The sequence below is a fragment of the Streptomyces sp. NBC_00080 genome (assembly GCF_045041255.1).
In the GTDB taxonomy this organism is placed as follows: Bacteria; Actinomycetota; Actinomycetes; order Streptomycetales; family Streptomycetaceae; genus Streptomyces; species Streptomyces coriariae.
On the sequence record NZ_CP108235.1, the window covers coordinates 9,010,434 to 9,029,726 of the forward strand.

The 19,293-nt window shown below is 71.4% G+C and carries 14 protein-coding genes; 10 read left to right on the forward strand and 4 right to left on the reverse strand.

The window, feature by feature from the left end:
- The first annotated feature begins 16 nt into the window (after positions 1-16).
- The 8 genes from OHU34_RS40280 to OHU34_RS40315 all read left to right on the forward strand — a co-directional run bounded on the left by OHU34_RS40280 (position 17) and on the right by OHU34_RS40315 (position 12,222).
- A complete protein-coding gene (locus OHU34_RS40280) occupies positions 17-1,105 on the forward strand; it encodes a glycine betaine/L-proline ABC transporter ATP-binding protein (RefSeq protein ID WP_142268538.1) in 1,089 nt (362 codons plus the stop codon).
- Complete coding sequence (locus OHU34_RS40285) at positions 1,105-3,078, forward strand: proline/glycine betaine ABC transporter permease (protein ID WP_142268537.1); 1,974 nt, start codon at positions 1,105-1,107, stop codon at positions 3,076-3,078. The genes OHU34_RS40280 and OHU34_RS40285 overlap by 1 nt, the downstream gene beginning before the upstream one ends.
- An 11-nt stretch (positions 3,079-3,089) precedes the next feature.
- Positions 3,090-4,067: an ABC transporter substrate-binding protein gene (locus OHU34_RS40290; protein WP_142268536.1), complete on the forward strand. Its 978-nt coding sequence runs from the start codon at positions 3,090-3,092 to the stop codon at positions 4,065-4,067.
- Positions 4,068-4,274: 207 nt separating this feature from the next.
- Positions 4,275-6,713, forward strand: coding sequence for an FAD-dependent oxidoreductase (locus OHU34_RS40295; protein WP_230194022.1), 2,439 nt, complete (start codon positions 4,275-4,277; stop codon positions 6,711-6,713).
- 122 nt (positions 6,714-6,835) lie between these two features.
- Complete coding sequence (locus OHU34_RS40300; RefSeq protein WP_142268534.1) at positions 6,836-7,018, forward strand: hypothetical protein; 183 nt, start codon at positions 6,836-6,838, stop codon at positions 7,016-7,018.
- The gene (locus tag OHU34_RS40305) at positions 7,015-8,247 is read left to right on the forward strand and encodes a sarcosine oxidase subunit beta family protein (protein WP_142268533.1); all 1,233 of its coding nucleotides are present in this window, start codon (positions 7,015-7,017) and stop codon (positions 8,245-8,247) included. The genes OHU34_RS40300 and OHU34_RS40305 overlap by 4 nt, the downstream gene beginning before the upstream one ends.
- An 11-nt stretch (positions 8,248-8,258) precedes the next feature.
- Complete coding sequence (locus OHU34_RS40310; RefSeq protein ID WP_405771232.1) at positions 8,259-11,627, forward strand: sarcosine oxidase subunit delta family protein; 3,369 nt, start codon at positions 8,259-8,261, stop codon at positions 11,625-11,627.
- Positions 11,620-12,222, forward strand: a complete 603-nt coding sequence (locus OHU34_RS40315) for a sarcosine oxidase subunit gamma (RefSeq protein ID WP_142268531.1) — start codon at positions 11,620-11,622, stop codon at positions 12,220-12,222. Before OHU34_RS40310 ends, OHU34_RS40315 begins: the two co-directional genes overlap by 8 nt.
- 32 nt (positions 12,223-12,254) lie before the next feature.
- Here the strand turns inward: OHU34_RS40315 and OHU34_RS40320 are convergent, their stop codons facing one another.
- Both OHU34_RS40320 and OHU34_RS40325 read right to left on the reverse strand, forming a co-directional pair.
- A complete protein-coding gene (locus OHU34_RS40320) occupies positions 12,255-13,922 on the reverse strand; it encodes an amidohydrolase (protein WP_405771235.1) in 1,668 nt (555 codons plus the stop codon).
- 71 nt (positions 13,923-13,993) lie between these two features.
- Positions 13,994-15,535: an APC family permease gene (locus OHU34_RS40325; RefSeq protein ID WP_235034688.1), complete on the reverse strand. Its 1,542-nt coding sequence runs from the start codon at positions 15,533-15,535 to the stop codon at positions 13,994-13,996.
- Between the two features lie 152 nt (positions 15,536-15,687).
- Here OHU34_RS40325 and OHU34_RS40330 point away from each other — a divergent pair, with 152 nt between their 5' ends.
- Positions 15,688-16,395, forward strand: a complete 708-nt coding sequence (locus tag OHU34_RS40330) for a TetR/AcrR family transcriptional regulator (RefSeq protein WP_142268529.1) — start codon at positions 15,688-15,690, stop codon at positions 16,393-16,395.
- Positions 16,396-16,507: 112 nt separating this feature from the next.
- Here OHU34_RS40330 and OHU34_RS40335 read toward each other — a convergent pair whose 3' ends face one another.
- Together OHU34_RS40335 and OHU34_RS40340 are read right to left on the reverse strand one after the other, a co-directional pair.
- Complete coding sequence (locus OHU34_RS40335; protein WP_142268528.1) at positions 16,508-17,683, reverse strand: spore photoproduct lyase family protein; 1,176 nt, start codon at positions 17,681-17,683, stop codon at positions 16,508-16,510.
- A 76-nt stretch (positions 17,684-17,759) separates the two neighbouring features.
- Complete coding sequence (locus OHU34_RS40340; RefSeq protein WP_142268527.1) at positions 17,760-18,758, reverse strand: YafY family protein; 999 nt, start codon at positions 18,756-18,758, stop codon at positions 17,760-17,762.
- Positions 18,759-18,849: 91 nt separating this feature from the next.
- On the opposite strand from OHU34_RS40340, the gene OHU34_RS40345 reads away from it, so the two are divergent.
- Complete coding sequence (locus OHU34_RS40345) at positions 18,850-19,272, forward strand: VOC family protein (RefSeq protein ID WP_142268526.1); 423 nt, start codon at positions 18,850-18,852, stop codon at positions 19,270-19,272.
- Positions 19,273-19,293: the final 21 nt, after the last annotated feature.

Sequence of the window (19,293 nt, forward strand, 5' to 3'; positions counted from 1 at the left end):
CGAAGAGAGGTCGATCATGACCCCAACACAGACCGAGGTGCCGCAGCGGCGCGGCGCGCCCGAGGATTCGGACGGTACTCCGGTCATATCCGTGCGCCGGCTGTGGAAGGTGTTCGGGCCCAAGGCCGACCAGGTGCCGGACTCGGAGGAGTTGTGCGGCCTCACCCGCCGTGAGCTCATGGACCGTACCGGCTGCACCGCCGCCGTACGCGATGTGAACTTCGACGTCCGCAAGGGCGAGGTGTTCGTCGTCATGGGCCTGTCCGGCTCGGGCAAGTCCACGCTGGTGCGATGTCTGACCCGGCTGATCGAACCCACCGCCGGTGAACTCGTCTTCGAGGGCGAGGACATCCGCGAAGCGGACCCCGGACGCCTGCGCGACCTGCGGCGCCACAAGTTCTCCATGGTCTTCCAGCACTTCGGGCTGCTGCCGCACCGCCGGGTCGTCGACAACGTGGCCTTCGGCCTGGAGATCCGCGGCATGAGCCGGGCCGAACGCAACAAGCGGGCCCTGGAGGTCGTCGAACTGGTCGGCCTCTCCGGCTACGAGAACTCCTACCCCGACCAGCTCTCGGGCGGGATGCAGCAGCGCGTCGGCCTCGCCCGGGCGCTGGCCGGCAACCCGGACGTGCTCTTCTTCGACGAGCCCTTCTCGGCGCTCGACCCGATGATCCGCCGCGACATGCAGAACGAGGTCATCCGGCTGCACCACGAGGTCGGCAAGACCATGGTGTTCATCACCCACGACCTCTCCGAGGCGCTCAAGCTGGGCGACCGCATCCTGATCATGCGGGACGGCAAGATGGTCCAGTGCGGCACCGGCGACGAGCTGGTGGGCGCCCCGGCCGACGACTACGTACGCGAGTTCGTCAAGGACGTGCCGCGCGGCGATGTCCTCACCCTGCGGTGGATCATGCGCCCGGCCGAACCCGACGACGCCCTGGACGGTCCCGAACTGGGCCCGGACGTCGTGGTGAAGGAGGCCACCCGGGCGGTGCTGGCGGCGGACAGGCCGGTCAAGGTCGTGGAGGACGGCAAGCTGCTCGGCATCGTCGGTGACGAGGAGATCCTCGCGGTGGTCGCCGGGCACGAAGGCGGGGCGTGATGGCCGTCGCCCTGGAGAAGTCCGCCCCCCTGGCCGGCGTGCGCAGACTCCGCCGGCGCACGGTGGTGGCCGCGATCCTGGTGGCCTGGCTGCTCCTCTTCGTCCTCCTCCGCGGAAAGCAGACGCTGACCCTGGCGGCGGCGGACCTCACCGACCTGCACCGGTGGTTCAACGACGTCAACGACTCGATCGGCGCGGACCGCAACTCCAACCCGCTGTTCCTCTACTTCTTCAACGAGATCCGCCTGGTCATCGACAACCTGGTGACCTTCATCCAGCACCTGATCTCACAGCCCTCCGCCGGCCGCCCCCTTCCGCAGATCGGATGGCTCGGCGTCGTCGGCATCGTGGGCTACGTCTCCTGGGCCGTGGGCAACTGGCGGGTCGCCCTGCTGGCCGTCGCGGGCTTCACCTTCCTGGGCCTGCAGGGCCTGTGGCAGGAGAGCATGGACACCCTGTCGCTCACGCTCTCCGCGGTCTTCGTGGCGCTGCTGTTCGCGATCCCGCTGGGCGTGTGGGCGGGGCTCTCGGACCGGGTCAACCGGATCGTGACGCCCTTTCTGGACTTCATGCAGACGATGCCGACCTTCGTCTACCTCGCCCCGCTGACCCTGTTCTTCCTGATCGGCGGGGCCTCCGCGACGATCGCCACCGTGATCTACGCGGCACCGCCCGCGATCCGCATCACGGCGCACGCCATCCGTTCCGTGCCGGAGACCACCGTCGAGGCCGCCGAATCGCTGGGCGCGACCCGGCGGCAGGCACTGCTGAAGGTGCTGCTGCCCATGTCCAAGCGGACCGTGGTGATGGGCGTCAACCAGTCGATCATGGCCGCCCTGGCCATGGTGACCATCGCGGCGCTGATCGACGCGCCCGGCCTCGGCAAGACCGTCGTGCAGGCTCTCCAGTCGCTCGACGTGGGGACGGCCTTCAACGCGGGGCTCGCCATCGTCGTCATGGCGATCGTCCTCGACCGGGTCACCACCGCGGCCAGCGCACGTGCGGAGACGGCCCGGCGTTCGAAGAACCGCTTCCTCAGGTGGCGCAGGCCGCTGCTGGGTGCCGGTGCGGCGGTCACGGCCGTCCTCGTCTATCTGTCGCACACCTATCTCTGGGCGGCGGAGTTCCCCGGCGACGGCGGCACCGGCAGCTCCATCGCGAGCGCGGCCGACACCGCGACCGGTTGGGCGCAGGACAACCTGTCGGGCCTCACCAACGCCTTCCGTGACGGCATCACCAACGGCCTGCTCAACCCGTTCCAGGCGCTGCTCACCGACTCCCCGTGGTGGCTCGTCGCGGCGGTGCTGATCGCGCTGGGCGCCGTGCTCGGCGGCGCGCGGGCCGGGGTCACCACGGCGGTCTGTCTGGGTCTGCTGGTCGGCACCGGCCTGTGGTCGGACGCGATGACGACGTTGGCGTCGACCCTCGTGGCGACGGTGCTGGTCATGCTGCTCGGCATGGTCCTCGGGGTGTGGATGGGGCGCAGTCCGCTCGTCGACCGGCTGCTGCGGCCCTCGCTGGACGCGGCGCAGGTCATGCCGCCGTTCGTCTATCTCGTGCCGTTCCTGGCGCTGTTCGGCGCGACCCGCTTCACGGCCATCGTCGCCGCGATCGTCTACGCGGCCCCGGTCGCCATCAAGATCATCGCTGACGGGGTGCGGGCCGTGCCCGAGACCACCGTCGAGGCGGCCACGTCCGCCGGGTGCAACACCTGGCAGATCATCACCAAGGTTCAACTGCCGATGTCACGCAGTGCCCTGACGCTCGCGACCAACCAGGGCCTGATCTACGTGCTGTCGATGGTTGTTGTGGGCGGCCTGGTAGGAGCGGGCGCCCTCGGCTACGACGTCGTGGCCGGCTTCTCGCAGGGGCAGCTGTACGGGAAGGGACTCGCGGCGGGACTCGCCATCGTCCTTCTCGGAGTCATGTTCGACCGGATCACCCAGGCAGCGGCGCGACGCGCGAGCGCTTAAGGAGCACCAGCATGGCAACACACGTACGACAGTGGAGAACCGGCGTGGCCGGCGTATCCGTCGTGACTGTCATCGGGCTGACCCTCACCGCCTGCGGCGGCGCGAAGGTCGGCGCCGACTCCGCGGATTCGGGCAGCTCGGGCAAGTGCGGAACCTTCAATCTCGCCGTCAATCCGTGGGTGGGCTACGAGGCGGACGCGGCGGTCGTCGCCTATGTGGCGCAGCACGACCTCGGCTGTACGGTCAACAAGAAGGACCTCAAGGAGGAGATCGCCTGGCAGGGCTTCGGGACGGGCGAGGTCGACGCCGTCCTGGAGAACTGGGGCCACGACGATCTGAAGAAGAAGTACATCACCGACCAGAAGACCGCCGTGGCGGCCGGCTCGACCGGCAACAAGGGCATCATCGGCTGGTACGTGCCGCCGTGGCTGGCCAAGGCGCACCCGGACATCACCGACTGGAAGAACCTCAACAAGTACGCGGCCGAGTTCAAGACCTCCGAGTCCGGCGGCAAGGGCCAGCTGCTGGACGGGGACCCGTCGTACGTCACCAACGACGAGGCCCTGGTGAAGAACCTGAAGCTGGACTTCAAGGTGGTGTACGCGGGCAGCGAGACCGCGCTCATCCAGTCGTTCCGCAAGGCGGAGAAGAACAAGGAATGGGTGATCGGCTACTTCTACGAGCCGCAGTGGTTCCTCTCCGAGGTGCCGTTGGTGAAGGTCGATCTGCCGGCGTACACGACGGGGTGCGACGCCGATGCGGCGAAGATCGCCTGTGACTATCCCGTCTACGACCTCGACAAGATCGTCAGCGCCAGGTTCGCGAAGTCCGGCAGCCCGGCCTACGACCTGGTGAAGAAGTTCAACTGGACGAACGACGACCAGAACACCGTGGCCAAGTACATCGCGGTGGACAAGCTGTCGCCGGACGCGGCGGCCAAGAAGTGGGTGGAGGCCAACCGCGACAAGGTCGACGCCTGGATCGAGTAACCCACGTCGGCAGGACGGTCGGAGATGCCCGGCGGGCGGTGTGCACCTGTGTGCGCCGCCCGCCGGGCATTGTCGCGTTTCGGGCTGTTTCCCGACGTCACCGGACCTCTTGACACCCCCTGTCCGCGACAGGCACATTGAGTTGCGCAACCTGAATCATGTTGCGCAGCAAGCAACTCGACTGGTTTTCGATCCGGAGGTGCGGCGATGGCGGGACCCCGAGTGGTGATCATCGGAGCGGGCGTCGTGGGAGCGGCACTCGCGGACGAGATCTCCGCGCGCGGCTGGACCGATGTGACCGTGGTCGACCAGGGCCCGCTCCCCGCGACCGGGGGTTCCACGTCGCACGCCCCGGGCCTGGTCTTCCAGACGAACTCCTCCAAGACCATGACCGAGCTGGCCCGCTACACCGTCGAGAAGTTCTGCTCCCTCGACGTCGACGGCAGGCCCTGCTTCCTCCAGGTCGGCGGCCTCGAAGTGGCCACCACCCCCGAACGCCTCGCGGAACTGCACCGCCGCCTCGGCTGGATCACCGCCTGGGGCATCGAGGCGCGCCTGCTCAGCGCCGCCGAGTGTGTCGAGCAGCACCCGCTGGTCGACCCGGACCGGATCCTCGGCGGCCTCCTCATCCCGACCGACGGGATCGCCAAGGCCGTCCTCGCCGTCGAGGCGCAGATCCGCCGGGCCACCGAGCGCGGCGTCACCTTCCTGGCCCGCCACGAGGTGCTGGACGTACGGCGGAGCGAGGGCCGGGTGACCGGCGTCCTCACCGACCGCGGCGAGATCGCGGCCGACATCGTGGTGTGCTGCGCCGGCATCTGGGGCCCGAGGATCGCCCGCATGGTCGGCATGAACCTCCCGCTGACCCCGCTCGCCCACCAGCTCGCCTGGACCGGCCCGATCCCGGCGCTCGCGGGCCGGACACAGGAGGCGGTGCGGCCGATCCTGCGCCACCAGGACGCCGACCTCTACTACCGCGACCGCTTCGACGGCATCGGGATCGGCTACTACGGCCACCGCCCGATGCCCGTCTCGGCCGACGACATCCTCTCCGTCGACGAGGCCGACGACATGCCGTCGGTCCTGAAGTTCACCGAGGACGACTTCGCCGACGCCTGGACCGAGACCCGGTCCCTGCTCCCCGCGACACAGGAAGCCAAGATCGAGGAGGGCATCAACGGCCTGTTCTCCTTCACCACCGACAACTTCCCGCTGCTGGGCGAGTCCCCGGACGTCAAGGGCTTCTGGGTGGCCGAGGCGGTCTGGGTCACGCACTCGGCGGGCGTCGGCCGGGCCATGGCCGAATGGCTGGTCGACGGGTTCTGCTCGTCCTTCGACCTGCACGAGTGCGACGTCAACCGTTTCGAGCCGCACCAGCTGTCCCCGGAGTACGTCCTGGCCCGCGACTGCCGCAACTTCGTCGAGGTCTACGACATCCTCCACCCCCTCCAGCCCTCGGGCGACCCGCGGCCGATCCGCACGAGCCCCTTCCACACCCGCCAGCAGGAGCACGGCGCGTTCTTCCTGGAGGCGAACGGCTGGGAGCGTCCGCAGTGGTACGAGGCCAACGCGGGACTGGCCGAGGGCCGCAACATCCCCACGCCCAACGACTGGGCCGCGCAGTACTGGTCGCCCGTGGTCGGCGCCGAGGCACAGGCCACCCGCGAGACCGTCGCGATGTACGACATGACCGCCCTCAAGCGGCTCGAGGTCAGCGGCCGGGGTGCCGCGGCCTTCCTGGAGGGGCTGACCACCGGCAAGGTCGCCAAGTCGGTCGGTTCGGTGACGTACACCCTGCTCCTGGACCGGGACGGCGGCATCCGCAGCGATGTCACCGTCGCCCGCCTGGCCCCCGACCTCTTCCAGGTCGGTGCCAACGGAAACCTGGACCTCGACTGGTTCACCCGCCGGCTCCCCGCCGACGGCACCGTCCAGGTGCGCGACATCACCCCCGGCACCTGCTGCATCGGCCTGTGGGGCCCCCTGGCCCGCAAGGTCCTCCAGCCGCTGACGAACGAGGACTTCTCCAATGACGGCCTGAAGTACTTCCGTGCCCAGCGCGCCTACATCGGCTCGGTGCCCGTCACCGCGATGCGGCTGTCGTACGTGGGTGAACTCGGCTGGGAGCTCTACACCACCGCCGACCAGGGCCTGAAACTGTGGGACACCCTGTGGCGGGCGGCGAAGCCGCTCGGCGGCGTCATCGCCGGCCGCGGCGCCTTCAACAGCCTCCGCCTGGAGAAGGGTTACCGCTCCTTCGGGACGGACATGACCTTCGAGCACGACCCCTACGAGGCCGGGGTCGGTTTCGCCGTCAAGCTCGACAAGGGTGACTTCCTCGGCAAGGCCGCCCTGGAGCGCCGCAAGGAAGACGTCCGGCGCAGGCTGACCTGTCTCACCATCGACGACCCGCGGTCGGTCGTCCTGGGCAAGGAGCCGGTCTACGACGGCGACCGCGCGGTCGGCTATGTCACCAGCGCCGCCTACGGCTACACGATCGGCAAGGGCATCGCCTACGCCTGGCTGCCCGCGGAACTCGCCGTCCCCGGGAGGGCGGTCCACATCGGCTACTTCGACCAGCGGGTGGAGGCGGTCGTGGCCGAGGAACCGCTGTTCGACCCGACGATGTCCCGCCTCCGTGGCTGAGCGGGTCGCCGGGGACCCCGCGAGGGGGCGTCATTCATCTGCGGGTGCGTCGTGGCCGGTCGCGCGGTTCCCCGTGCCCCTCGGGGCGTTGCAGCCCAGGCTCGTAGGAAGGAGCACGGTCCATGACTGCACATGTGCTTGACGGCAGGGCGACCGCCGCCGGCATCCGCTACGAACGCGCCGACGCCATCGCGCCGGCCCTCCGGCCCGCGCCGGACATCGCCGCACCGCGCGCCCGCACAGGGGCCCTCGCGGCCGAGCACCCGCTCTCCTTGCACCTCTCGCACGACGGAGCTGTCCGATGAGCCCCAGCACCCCCGGCGCCGACCTCCCCGACCACCCCGACCGGCTCTGGCGCAACCCCGAACCCAGGCGGTCGTACGACGTGATCGTCGTGGGTGGCGGCGGCCACGGCCTGGCCACCGCCCACTACCTGGCGAGGAACCACGGCATCACCAATGTCGCGGTCCTGGAGAAGGGCTGGCTGGGCGGCGGCAACATGGCCCGCAACACCACGATCATCCGCTCCAACTACCTGTGGGACGAGAGCGCCGGCATCTACGAACACGCCCTCAGACTCTGGGAGGGGCTGGCGGAAGAGCTCGACTACCCGATCCTCTTCTCCCAGCGCGGCGTGCTGAACCTCGCCCACAGCCTCCAGGACGTCCGCGACAGCGTGCGCCGGGTCGAGGCCAACCGGCTCAACGGCGTCGACGCCGAGTGGCTCGACGCCGAGCAGGTCAAAGAGGTCTGCCCGATCGTCAACATCTCACCCGACGTGCGCTACCCGGTCCTCGGCGGCACCTACCAGCCGCGCGCCGGCATCGCCAAACACGACTACGTGGCCTGGGGATTCGCCCGCTCCGCGGACGCCGCCGGCATCGACATCATCCAGAACTGCGAGGTCACCGGCCTGGACGTGGTCGGCGGCCGGGTGGTCGGCGTGCGGACCACGCGCGGACCCATCGCCGCGGGCAAGGTGGCCCTGTGCTCGGCCGGCCACACCTCGGTCCTCGCCGCCATGGCCGGCATCGAACTCCCCCTCCAGAGCCACCCGTTGCAGGCCCTGGTCTCCGAACTCCTGGAGCCGGTCCATCCCACGGTGGTCATGTCCAACGCCGTCCACGTGTACGTCAGCCAGGCGCACAAGGGCGAACTGGTGATGGGCGCCGGCATCGACGCGTACAACTCCTACACCCAGCGCGGCGCCTTCCACATCATCGAAGAGCAGATGTCCGCCGCCCTGGAACTCTTCCCGGTGTTCGCCCGCGCCCATGTGCTGCGCACCTGGGGCGGCATCGTCGACGTCAGCCCGGACGCCTCGCCGATCGTCGGCCTCAGCCCGGTCGACAACCTGTACCTCAACTGCGGGTGGGGCACGGGCGGTTTCAAGGCCACCCCGGGCGTCGGCTGGGTCTACGCCCACACCATCGCCCATGACACCCCCCACTCCCTCAACGCCCCCTTCTCGCTCGACCGTTTCACCACCGGCGCGCTCGTCGACGAGCACGGCGCGGCCGCGGTGGCCCACTAGGGAGCCGAACGATGCTGCTCATTTCCTGCCCGTGGTGCGGGCCCCGCGACGAGGCCGAGTTCCACTACGGCGGCCAGGCGCACGTGCCCTACCCCGAGGACTCCGCCGCCCTCACCGACGAGGAGTGGGCGCGCTACCTCTTCTTCCGCGACAACCCCAAGGGCCCGTTCGCCGAGCGGTGGAGCCACGCGGCGGGCTGCCGCAAGTGGTTCAACGCGGTGCGCGACACCTCGACGAACGAGGTCCTGGCGGTGTACCGGCCGGGCGAGGAACGCCCGGCCACCACGAAGCCCGGGCCGACGGTCTCAGTCTCAGCGCGTCCGGCCACCACGAAGCCCGGGCTCGTGGTCTCAGGCCGTCCGGCCGCTACGAAGCCAGGGCCCGCTCCCTCGGCTCGTCCGGCCACTTCACGGCCCGGTCCGGCCGTCCCAGCCCGTCCGGCGTCCGAGGACGAGGCCCCTTCAGGGCCGAACGGGGGCCTGGGGGCGGAGCCCCCGGCACGGCAGGCGAGCCAACCGCACCGCCTGGCCACCGGTGGCCGCATCGACCGCGAAAACCCCCTCACCTTCACCTTCGACGGCACCGAGTACCGGGGCTGTCGAGGCGACACCCTCGCCTCCGCCCTCCTCGCCAACGGCGTCATCGCGACAGCGACCAGCATCAGACTCGGCCGCCCCCGCGGCATCTTCTCCGCCGGCGTGGAGGAACCCAACGCCGTCATCCAGATCGAGGAACCCTTCCCCGAGCCGATGCTCCCCGCGACGACGGTCGAACTGCACGACGGCCTCGTCGCGACGAGCCTCCCCGGCCAGGGCCGCCTGGCCACCGAACCGGACCCCGCCCGCTACGACGCCGTACACGCCCACTGCGACCTGCTGGTCGTCGGCGCGGGCCCGGCCGGCCTCGCGGCCGCGGCGGCGGCAGCACGGAGCGGCGCCCGCGTCATCCTCGCCGACGACCAGCCGGAACCCGGCGGCAGCCTGCTCGGCACCGGCGACCACCTCGACTGGGTGGAGGCGACGCGCGCACAGCTCGAAGCCGCCCCCGAGGTACGCGTCCTGCCGCGCACCACCGTCTTCGGCCACTACGACGACAACCACCTCCTCGCCGTCGAGCGCCGCACCAACCACCTCGGCGCCGAGGCCCCGGAGCAGGTCTCCCGCGAGCGTGTCTGGCGGATCCGTGCCCGGCGCGTGGTCCTCGCGACCGGCGCCCACGAGCGCTCCCTGGCGTTCGGCGACAACGACCGCCCCGGCGTGATGCTGGCCGCCTCGGCCCGGACGTACCTCCACCGGTACGCGGTGCTGCCCGGCCGGCAAGCGGTGGTGTTCACCACCAACGACAGCGCCTACGCCGCCGCGCTCGACCTGGCGGCGGCGGGAGTGGACGTCGCGGCGATCGTCGACACCCGGGCCGAACCGGGGGAGTGGGCCGAGCGCGCCCGGTCCGCCGGGCTCGTCGTCCTGGCCGGACACGCGGTCACGGACACCCGGGGCGGGGCCCGTCTCACCGCCGTCACCGTCGCCCCGTACGGCGAGTCCGCGCAACACCGGACGACGCCCGAACATCAAGCGGCGCAGGGAGAGCAAGTCGCGCCGGGGCAGCGGGAGTTCGCCGTCGACCTGCTCCTGGTGTCCGGTGGCTGGAACCCGGTCGCGCATCTGTTCAGCCAGGCGGGCGGCAAACTCCGCCACGACGACGAGCTCGGCACGTTCGTCCCCGACAGCTGCCGTCAGGCCGTGGAGGTCGTGGGCGGTGCGAACGGGGTCTTCGATCTCGCCACGGCTCTCGCACAGGGCGCGGCGGCCGGCGCCCGCGCGGTCGAGGCGGAGGGGCACCCCTCCGGGACGCCGGCCCTCCCGGCCGTCGCCGCCGCACCGCACACCCCGCCCATGCGGGTGTTCGCCGTCCCGACCTCCACCGGAGCCCCCCGGTTCGTCGACCTCCAACGCGATGTCACGGTCGACGACCTGGCGCGGGCGACCGGGGCGGGCCTGCGCTCGGTGGAGCACACGAAGCGCTACACCACGGCCGGCACCGCCAACGACCAGGGCAAGACGGGCGGAGCGCTGGCGAGCGGTATCGTCGCCGAACTCCTCGGCGTGGACATCTCGGCGCTCGGCCTGCCCACGTTCCGGCCGCCGTACGTCCCCGTCTCCTTCGCCGCGCTAGCCGGCCGCGACCGCGGCGCGCTGTCCGACCCGATCCGTACGACCGCCGTCCACGCCTGGCATGTCGCGCACGGCGCCCTGTTCGAGAACGTCGGCCAGTGGAAGCGGCCCTGGTACTACCCGCGGGACGGCGAGGACATGCAGGCGGCCGTGCTGCGCGAGTGCGCGGCCGCCCGGGAGGGCGTCGCCTTCATGGACGCCTCCACCCTCGGCAAGATCGACGTACAGGGCCCGGACGCCGCCGTCTTCCTCGACCGGCTCTACACCAACATGATGAGCACCCTGAAGGTCGGCATGATCCGCTACGGCGTCATGTGCCGCCTGGACGGCATGATCTTCGACGACGGAACGGTCATCCGCCTCGCCCAGGACCGCTTCCTGGTCACCACCACCACGGGCAACGCTGCCGCCGTACTGGACTGGATGGAGGAGTGGCTCCAGACCGAGTGGCCCGAACTCCGCGTCCACTGCACCTCGGTCACCGAGCAGTGGGCCACCGTCGCCCTGGTCGGCCCGCGTTCGCGCGAGGTGCTCGGCTCGCTCGCACCCCGGCTGGCCGTCGCCAACGACGACTTCCCGTTCATGGCGTGGCGGGACACGACGGTCGCGGGCATCGACGCGAGGGTGTGCCGGATCAGCTTCTCCGGTGAACTCGCCTACGAGATCAACGTGTCGCCGTGGGAGGCCCTCGACCTGTGGGAGGCGCTGTACGAGGCGGGCGCCCCGTACGGCATCACGCCCTACGGCACGGAGACCATGCACGTCCTGCGGGCCGAGAAGGGCTACCCGATCATCGGCCAGGACAGCGACGGGACCGTCACCCCGCAGGACCTCGGGATGGGCTGGGCGGTGTCGAAGAAGAAGCCCGACTTCATCGGCAAGCGTTCGTACGCCCGCGCAGACACCGTCCGGGGCGACCGCAAGCACCTGGTGGGCCTGCTCCCCGAGGACCCGGGGACCTTCCTTCCCGAGGGCACCCACCTGGTCGCCGACAGCGTGCTGCCCGCGCCGCCCGTCCCGATGCTCGGCCATGTCACCTCCAGCTACCGCAGCGCCGCCCTCGGCCGTACCTTCGCGCTCGCCCTGGTCAAGGGCGGCCGGGATCGTATCGGCGAACGTCTCTACGCGCCCTTGGGCGACCGACTGGTTCCGGTGACGGTCGCAAGCCCCGTCCTCTACGACCCCGAGGGAGCCCGCCGCGATGGCTGACACCGCTTCGACCGCACGGCAGCGCAGCCCGCTGGCGCATGCCGCCGACCGTCTCGCCGCCGCGACGCGCTCGTCCGGGGGCGCCGTCCGCCTGGCCGAGGTCCCCTTCCTGGCCCAGTCGAACGTCCGGCTCGACGCCAAGAGCCCCGCGGCGGACGCCGTCGGACTCGCCCTGGGGCTGCAACTGCCCCTGGAGGCCGACACCGTCGTACGCGGAGGGGACCTGCGCGCGGTGTGGCTCGGCCCCGACGAGTGGCTGGTGGTGGGACCGCCCGGTACCCGGCGGGACCTGGAGAGCCGGATCCGCGCGGCGGCGGGGGACGCGCCCGTCTCCGTCACCGACGTGTCCGCCCAGCGCACCACCGTCCTGGTCGGCGGACCGCGGGCCCGCGACCTGCTGTCCCATGGCTGCCGGTTGGATCTGCACCCGCGGGCCTTCGGACCCGGCCGGTGTGCCCAGACGACGCTGGCCCGCACCCAGGTCGTCCTGGTGGCCCGCGACGAGCCCGGGGCGGGCTTCTGGGTGCTGGTGCGCTCCTCCTTCGCCGACCACCTGACGAACTGGCTGCTGGACGCGGCCGTGGAGTACAGGTGAACGCACACGGGTGAAGGCGTACGGACGCCTCCTCAGGCGTCGGGCGCCGCGTGGACGCGTTCCCCCGCCACGAAGGTCTGGAGGACCCGGGTGGCCGCGATCTCCTCGGGCGGGCCGCTGAACGGGTCCCGGTCGAGCACGACCAGGTCGGCGGCCTTGCCGACGGTGATGCTGCCGGTGAGGTCGTCGAGGTGGTTCACATGGGCGCTGCCCGCCGTGTAGGCGGCGAGGGCGGCGCCGAGGTCGAGGCGCTGTCCGGGCAGGAACCTCGGGGTGCCCTCGGGGGCGTCCGGGGAGACGCGGTTGACGGCGACGTGGATGGCCTGGAGCGGGTCGGGGCTGCTCACCGGCCAGTCGCTGCCCGCGGCGAGCGTCGCGCCCGCACGCAGCAGGTCGCCGAAGGGGTACTGCCGGGCGCCGCGTTCGGGGCCCAGGAACGGCAGCGTGAGTTCGTCCATCTGCGGTTCGTGGGCGGCCCACAGCATCTGGAGGTTGGCGGTGGCGCCCAGTGCCCGGAACCGTCGTACGTCGTCGGGGTGGACGACCTGGAGATGCGCCAGGTGATGGCGGGTGTCCCGGGCGCCGTTGGCGGTCCGGGCGGCCTCGACGGCGTCGAGCGCCTCCCGCACGGCGCGGTCGCCGAGGGCGTGGAAGTGGACCTGGAAGCCGAGTCCGTCGAGTTCGGTGACGTACTTCTTCAGCTCGCCGGGTTCGACGAAGCTGATGCCGCTGGTGGCCGAGGCGCAGCCGCAACCGGTGAGGTACGGGTCGAGCATGGCCGCGGTGTGGTTCTCGGCGATGCCGTCCTGCATGATCTTCACCGCGCCCGCGCGGAACCGGTCTGCGCTCAACTCCCGCCTGCGCGCCACGAGTTCGGGGATCTGCTCGGCCCCGCGCTCGCGGTCCCACCAGAGCGCGCCGACGACGCGGGCGGTGAGCAGCCCCCGGTCCAGGGCCGTGCGGTAGGAGGGGGCCGGGTCGGTCATGTTGGCGTAGGCACCGACGATGGCGTCCTGCCAGGCGGTGACCCCGTGCGAGTGCAGCACGGCCTGGGCGCGCAGCAGGGCGGCCAGCTGTTCCTCGGGGGTGGGGTCGGGCACCAGCCGGCCCACCAGGTGGACGGCTCCCTCCTGGAGCATGCCGGTCGGGTTTCCGTCCGCGTCGCGTTCGATGCGGCCGTCGGCGGGGTCGGGGGTGCGGGCGTCGATACCGGCCCGCTCCAGCGCCCGGGTGTTGACCCAGGCGCCGTGGTGGTCGCGGTTGGGCAGGAAGACCGGCCGGTCGGGGACGACGGCGTCGAGGGCCGCGGCGGTGGGGGCGCCGCCGGGGAAGGCCTCCAGGGACCAGCCGCCGCCGGTGATCCATGCGGCGTCCGGGTGCCGGTCGGCGTACGTCCGGATCCGCCGCAGGTACTCGGCGGGGTCGACGGTGTCGGCGAGGTGACACAGGCCGAGTTCCAGGCCCGCGCCCTGCGGGTGCACATGGGCGTCCTGGAAGCCGGGCAGCAGCAACTTGCCGGCGAGGTCGACGACCTCGGTACCCGGGCCGATCAGCGCGTGCACCTCGTCGTGGCCGACGGCCGTGATCCCCCCGCCGCGCACGGCCACGGCGGTGGCGCGGCTGCGCGCGGGATCGACGGTGTGGACGGGCCCGCCGGTGAACACGAGTTCGGCGGGGCCCGTGACCTGGGACTGCGACATGGGTGTGGACTCCATGGAAGGGGATGAGGGCGGAGGGAGAGCGGAGCGTGCGGCAGGGAGCGGGTCGGGACTCAGACGGCCGTGCGGTCCATGGGCAGGACGAGGGTCTCGGCGTCGGTACCGCGTCCGGTGGTGAAGTACGGCGACCGGCGGACGTACTTGGCGACCGCGGCCATGCCGAGGCCGGCGAGGACGATGACGGCGGGCAGGGAGAACATGAACCAGCCGTTGTCGGGGCTGAGTTCGAAGTGGTCGCTCATGGTCAGGTACGAGTGTCCGAGGTAGCCGCCCAGGCCCAGCAGCACCAGACCGGACACGGCGGGCACCCCCACGGCGAGCACCGCGGTGCGCAGCCCTTCGCGTCCGGCGGAGCGGAAGCGGACGGCGCACGCGAGCGCGGTGAGTCCGTAGTAGAGGGCGACGAGCAGACCGATGGCGTTGACGGCGGCCAGCAGCATGTCGCTCAGCCGCGGCATGGCGACGGCCAGCACGGCGATCGCGGAGGCGATGGCCAGCACCACGACCGTTCCGGCGGCGGGCGTGCCGTACCGCGGGTGCACCCGGGTCCACACCGGGCCCATGGTGCGGTCCCGGCCCATCGCGAGCAGTCCGCGCGCCGTGGGGATCAGCGTCGACTGCACGGAGGCCGCCGCGGAGAACATCAGGGCGACCACGGGCAGGGTGGCCCAGGGCTCGGCGGCCAGCTTCCGCGCGAGGTACGGCAGGGCCTGCGGACCGTTCTCGATGAGTTCGGTCAGACTCATCTCCCGCTGGAAGGCGACCGAGGCGAAGAGGAACAGGCCGAGCATCGCGAACAGGGCGATCAGACCGCCGCGGGCCGCGTCGCCCGGCTTCCTGGTCTCCTCGGTAACGCTGAAGGCCGCGTCCCAGCCCCAGAAGAAGAACACCGCGAGGACCATGCCCTGGGCGAAGGCGGTGCCGTCGGCGATCTCGAAGGGGTTGAACCAGGAGAGGGAGAAGGACTGCCCGCCGGTGATCAGGGCCCAGCCGCAGAACCCCAGCAGCACGGCGTACTCGAAGACCAGCAGCACGAACTGGAAGCGGGTGGTGGCGCGCGTGCCCGTGACGGCGAGGGCCGTCAGGCCGAGCAGCAGCACCAGCCCGACGGCCGTACTGACGCCGGTGGACGCCGGATCGAGGGTGATGCCCGCCAAGGTCTGCAGGCCCGCCTTGTTGGCGAAGATCAGGACGACCGAGCCCATCACCGCGCTGGTGTAGGCGCAGAAGATCACCGAGCCGACGACGGTGACCCAGCCGGTCAGGAATCCCGGCCAGGGGCCGAGGGACCTGCCGACCCAGGTGTAGCCGTTGCCGCAGTTGGGTTCGGAGCGGTTGAGACGGGCGTAGGCGGTGGCGATACCGAGCACGGGCAGGAAGGCGAGGAGCAGCAGCGCCGGGGCCTGGAGGCCCACGATGGTGGCGATCGTGCCCATGCCGATGGCGATGCTGGTGGTGGCGGCGGTGCTGGAGGCCGCGATGGCGACCCCGTCGACGACGCCGAGGGAGCGGCGCAGTCCGGTGCCGGGTCCATGGGACGGGGCGGGCGGCGGGGGAGCGGGCGGGGTGGACGGCTGAGGGGACAGGGAGGGCATGAAGGGCTCCTCGCGGGGAGGGAGGACGAGGGAAGAGCCGCGCGGGACTGTGATGGAACACCTCGCGCGAGTCTTGCGTCAATCCTGTTGACATAAGGGTGCGGGCCCCCTTCACTGCTGCTACGCGGCCCCGACCGACAGGAGCACCCGCCATGACCACCCGTGTCCCGCAGGAGCGCAGCCGCCGTCGCCCCACGCGCTCGGGGGTGCTGCTGTCGGAGGAGCTGATCGTGGAGACCGCGCTGCGGCTGATCGGCGAGCACGGTTCCGAGGCGCTCAGTGTGCGCAGGCTCGGCACCGCCCTCGGCTGTGACCCCAGCGCCCTCTACCGCTACTTCCGCGGCACCGACGACCTGGTGCTCGCCATCGCCGACCGCATCATCGGCGACGCCATGGCGGGCTTCGTCCCCGGGGACGACTGGGTGACCGCACTGCGCGAGATGGCCCGGCGGGTCCGGGCCGGATACCTCGCCCATCCCCGTGCCGCCGCCTTCGCCTCGTACCGGGTGACCCGGCGGCCCAACGAGATCCGGGCCGTGGAGACCGGGATCGGTCTCCTGCTCTCCGCGGGTTTCGGACCGGCCGAAGCGACGCGTCTGTATCTGACGTTCATCGACACCGTGCTCGGCCACGCGGCCATGGACGCCGCGTGCCAGGCGCTCCCGCGGAAGCAGCGCGAGAGTGACGAGCGGGCGTGGAGCGAGGTGTACCAAGGGCTGGACCCCGCGTCGTATCCCGCGCTGACCACGGTGCGCCGAGAGCTGCACGCCTTGGGGGAGAGCTCTTTCGAGGAGGCGATCGACCTGCTGCTGGAGGCGCTGAGGGCCCGTGCCCCGGGGAGCGGGCCGCGCCGATCCTGATCGTTGGCGGGCGAGAAGCGCGACACCCGGGTGGCTGTCGAGCGGTGGCCGCGGGTGCGGTGCGGCGGCTTTCGGGCCAAAGTCATGCGGGACCGTACGGCTCCTTGTCGTCTCAGAAGGCGTAGCGCACCCGCAGCCAGGGGGCCCGGGAGGCGATCAGCCCACGAAGTCGCTCCACCGCCCGCCCCTTCACCGGACTCGCGTAGCGGACGTTCAGGGCGCCGTTCTCGGAGCGCTTGGTCTCTTGCAGGTCCGGTCGCCACAGGGCGTCCTCGGCCCGGGGGTGCCAGCCCAGGTTGACCTCGTGCAGCTCCCGGTTGTGCGTCAGCATGATCACCTCGGCGGCGGCCTGCCGCTTCACCCGGTCGGGCAGGACGTCGTCGAGCTGATCCAGGAGTTCCGTCCAGGCCTCCTCCCAGCCGGGGCGGACGACGACGGGCGAGAGGTTGAAGTGCACCTCGTAGCCGGCGTCCAGGAAGTCCGCGGCAGCGGCGATCCGCTCGGCGACCGGTGAGGTGCGCACGTCCAGCAGCCGGGAGTCCTGCGGGGGCATCACCGAGAAGCGGACGCGGGTCCGGCCGCGCGGGTCCAGCGTCAGCAGGTCCGGGTTGACGAATTTGGTCGCGAAGGACGCCTTGGCCGTCGGCCACCATCGGAAAGCGTGTACGAGATCCGCGGTGTTGTCGCAGATCAGCGCGTCCACCGAGCAGTCGCCGTTCTCGCCGATGTCGTACACCCAGGCCTCGGGATCGCACTGGTTCGGCTCGGGCTTCCGGCCCTGCCGGGCGATGTGCCCGCCGATGTGGGCGATGATCCGGTCGATGTTGGTGAAGACGGTGACCGGGTTGGCGTACCCCTTGCGGCGCGGCACGTAGCAGTAGGCGCAGGCCATCGCGCAGCCGTTGGAGGCGCCCGGCGCGATCCAGTCGGCGGACCGGCCGTTGGCACGCGTCCTCGGCGACTTCCGCTCCCCGAGGACGAGCGTCTCGCCCTTGACGCGCACCCAGCGCGCGACGTTGCCCTCGTTGCCGTGCAGCCCCGGGATGCCCCAGTGGGACTCGACCACGACCAGCCGCGCCCGGGGAAACCGGGCGATGATCTGCCGGCCACGCGGGGAGGCGGCGGCCGCGGGCTCGGCGTGGATCTCCCGTACGGGCAGCAGTCGCCGCGCGGCGTCGGAGTCACGGAAGGACGGCCGGCCGGTGCTGGCAGGGGGCTCGGAGGCGAGGGCGTCGAGCCCGAACAGGGCGTCGGAGCCGTCGTCCGGGTCCGCGGACGGGGAGTGCATGCACGTTCCGGTTCGGCTGGAGCGGGACTGAACGGATCACACGGACGAATCCGCACCGACCAGCTTACGGCGCACGTCAGCGCGACGCCGTCCCCCGGGCCCGGTCCGCGAGACGGTCCGCGAGCGCGATCACGAGGTCGCGCAGTTCGTCGGGGCGCTCGATGGTGAACGGCCGGTCGAGGGAGGCGAGCACCGGAGGCAGCCAGTCGAGTCGCTCGGCCCGCAGTTCGACGAGCAGCCAGCGCTCGGTCGCCGGATCCGTGCCCGCCGCGGAGGCGGGATCCACCACGCGCGCGACGCTCGCGGGAAGCCGGGCGCGGATCTGCTCGACCGTCCCGTGGATCCGCAAGGTCACCTCGTGCCGGTAGGCCGCCGTGGCGAACCCGGACAGGACACGCTGCGCCGGGTCCGGTCCGGTGGGCGCCTCGAACGACCCGGGCAGGGTCCTCGCGTCGGTGACGCGGTCGAGTCGGAGGGTCCGTTCCTCCCCGATCCCGGGGTCCGTGCCGGTGACGTACCACCGGCCCTCGTGGGCCACCACCCCGAACGGGTGCAGCGTGCGGTCGCTGCGCCGGCCGCCGCGGTCGGTGTACCTGACCGAGACCGGTCGGTGGTGATGTACCGCGTCGGCGAGGGTGAGCAGCACCCCGGCGTCGGGGGTGGCGAACTCGCCGGGAGGTTCCGTGAAGGCGAGGGATGCCAGGACCGTGTCGAGCCGGCGGGCGAGGCGCTCCGGCAGCACGCGCCGGATCTTGGCCGCCGCCGTCTCGCTCGCGGTGGCTGTCGCCGTCGTCAGCCCCGCCCGGCGGCCGGCCACCAGGCCGAGCAGCACGGCGATCGCCTCGTCGTCGCCGAGCATGAGCGGAGGCAGGCGGTAGCCGGGGGCGAGGCGGTAGCCGCCGTAGCGGCCGCGCACCGACTCGACGGGGACGTCGAGGTCGATCAGCTGGTCCACGTACCGCCGCACGGTGCGTCCGTCCACGCCGAGCCGCTCGGCGAGTTCGCGCATGGTCCGGGTGCCGCCCGACTGGAGCAGTTCCAGGAGGGTGAGGACGCGGCCGGTGGGTCGGGACATGTTTCGACCCTAGCGCGCATAGTGGACCGATTCTGTCCACTATTCGTTCTAGCGTGCGAGGCGCAACGGCTTCAGAACCAAGGAGAGCACCATGGACTTCGTCTCGATCCGGATCATCACCGGCGACGTCGCGCGCCTCGTCGCGTTCTACGAACAGGCCATCGGGGTGCCGGCGACGTGGTTCACCGAGGACTTCGCCGAACTCAGGACGCCCGGCGCCACCCTCGCCCTGGCCGGCACCCGTACGGTCCCGCTGTTCGCGCCGGGCTCGTCGCGCCCCGCCGACAACCACAGCGTGATCCTCGAGTTCCTCGTCGACGACGTGGACCGCGTGCACGGCAACCTGACCGGCTTCGTGACCGACTTCGTCAACGAGCCCACCACCATGCCCTGGGGCAACCGGTCGCTGCTCTTCCGCGACCCGGACGGCAACCTCGTCAACTTCTTCACCCCGGTCACCCCGGCGGCGATCGCGAAGTTCGCCCCGGACGACCGGGTGGCACCGGCCTCCTGAGGCGGCGCCTCGGCAGCAGGA

Bases quoted from the DNA above. Each gene is read 5' to 3' on its own strand.
- OHU34_RS40280 (WP_142268538.1), top strand. From the start codon at position 17: ATGACCCCAACACAGACCGAGGTGCCGCAGCGGCGCGGCGCGCCCGAG.
- OHU34_RS40285 (WP_142268537.1), top strand. From the start codon at position 1,105: ATGGCCGTCGCCCTGGAGAAGTCCGCCCCCCTGGCCGGCGTGCGCAGA.
- OHU34_RS40290 (WP_142268536.1), top strand. From the start codon at position 3,090: ATGGCAACACACGTACGACAGTGGAGAACCGGCGTGGCCGGCGTATCC.
- OHU34_RS40295 (WP_230194022.1), top strand. From the start codon at position 4,275: ATGGCGGGACCCCGAGTGGTGATCATCGGAGCGGGCGTCGTGGGAGCG.
- OHU34_RS40300 (WP_142268534.1), top strand. From the start codon at position 6,836: ATGACTGCACATGTGCTTGACGGCAGGGCGACCGCCGCCGGCATCCGC.
- OHU34_RS40305 (WP_142268533.1), top strand. From the start codon at position 7,015: ATGAGCCCCAGCACCCCCGGCGCCGACCTCCCCGACCACCCCGACCGG.
- OHU34_RS40310 (WP_405771232.1), top strand. From the start codon at position 8,259: ATGCTGCTCATTTCCTGCCCGTGGTGCGGGCCCCGCGACGAGGCCGAG.
- OHU34_RS40315 (WP_142268531.1), top strand. From the start codon at position 11,620: ATGGCTGACACCGCTTCGACCGCACGGCAGCGCAGCCCGCTGGCGCAT.
- OHU34_RS40320 (WP_405771235.1), bottom strand. From the start codon at position 13,922: ATGTCGCAGTCCCAGGTCACGGGCCCCGCCGAACTCGTGTTCACCGGC.
- OHU34_RS40325 (WP_235034688.1), bottom strand. From the start codon at position 15,535: ATGCCCTCCCTGTCCCCTCAGCCGTCCACCCCGCCCGCTCCCCCGCCG.
- OHU34_RS40330 (WP_142268529.1), top strand. From the start codon at position 15,688: ATGACCACCCGTGTCCCGCAGGAGCGCAGCCGCCGTCGCCCCACGCGC.
- OHU34_RS40335 (WP_142268528.1), bottom strand. From the start codon at position 17,683: ATGCACTCCCCGTCCGCGGACCCGGACGACGGCTCCGACGCCCTGTTC.
- OHU34_RS40340 (WP_142268527.1), bottom strand. From the start codon at position 18,758: ATGTCCCGACCCACCGGCCGCGTCCTCACCCTCCTGGAACTGCTCCAG.
- OHU34_RS40345 (WP_142268526.1), top strand. From the start codon at position 18,850: ATGGACTTCGTCTCGATCCGGATCATCACCGGCGACGTCGCGCGCCTC.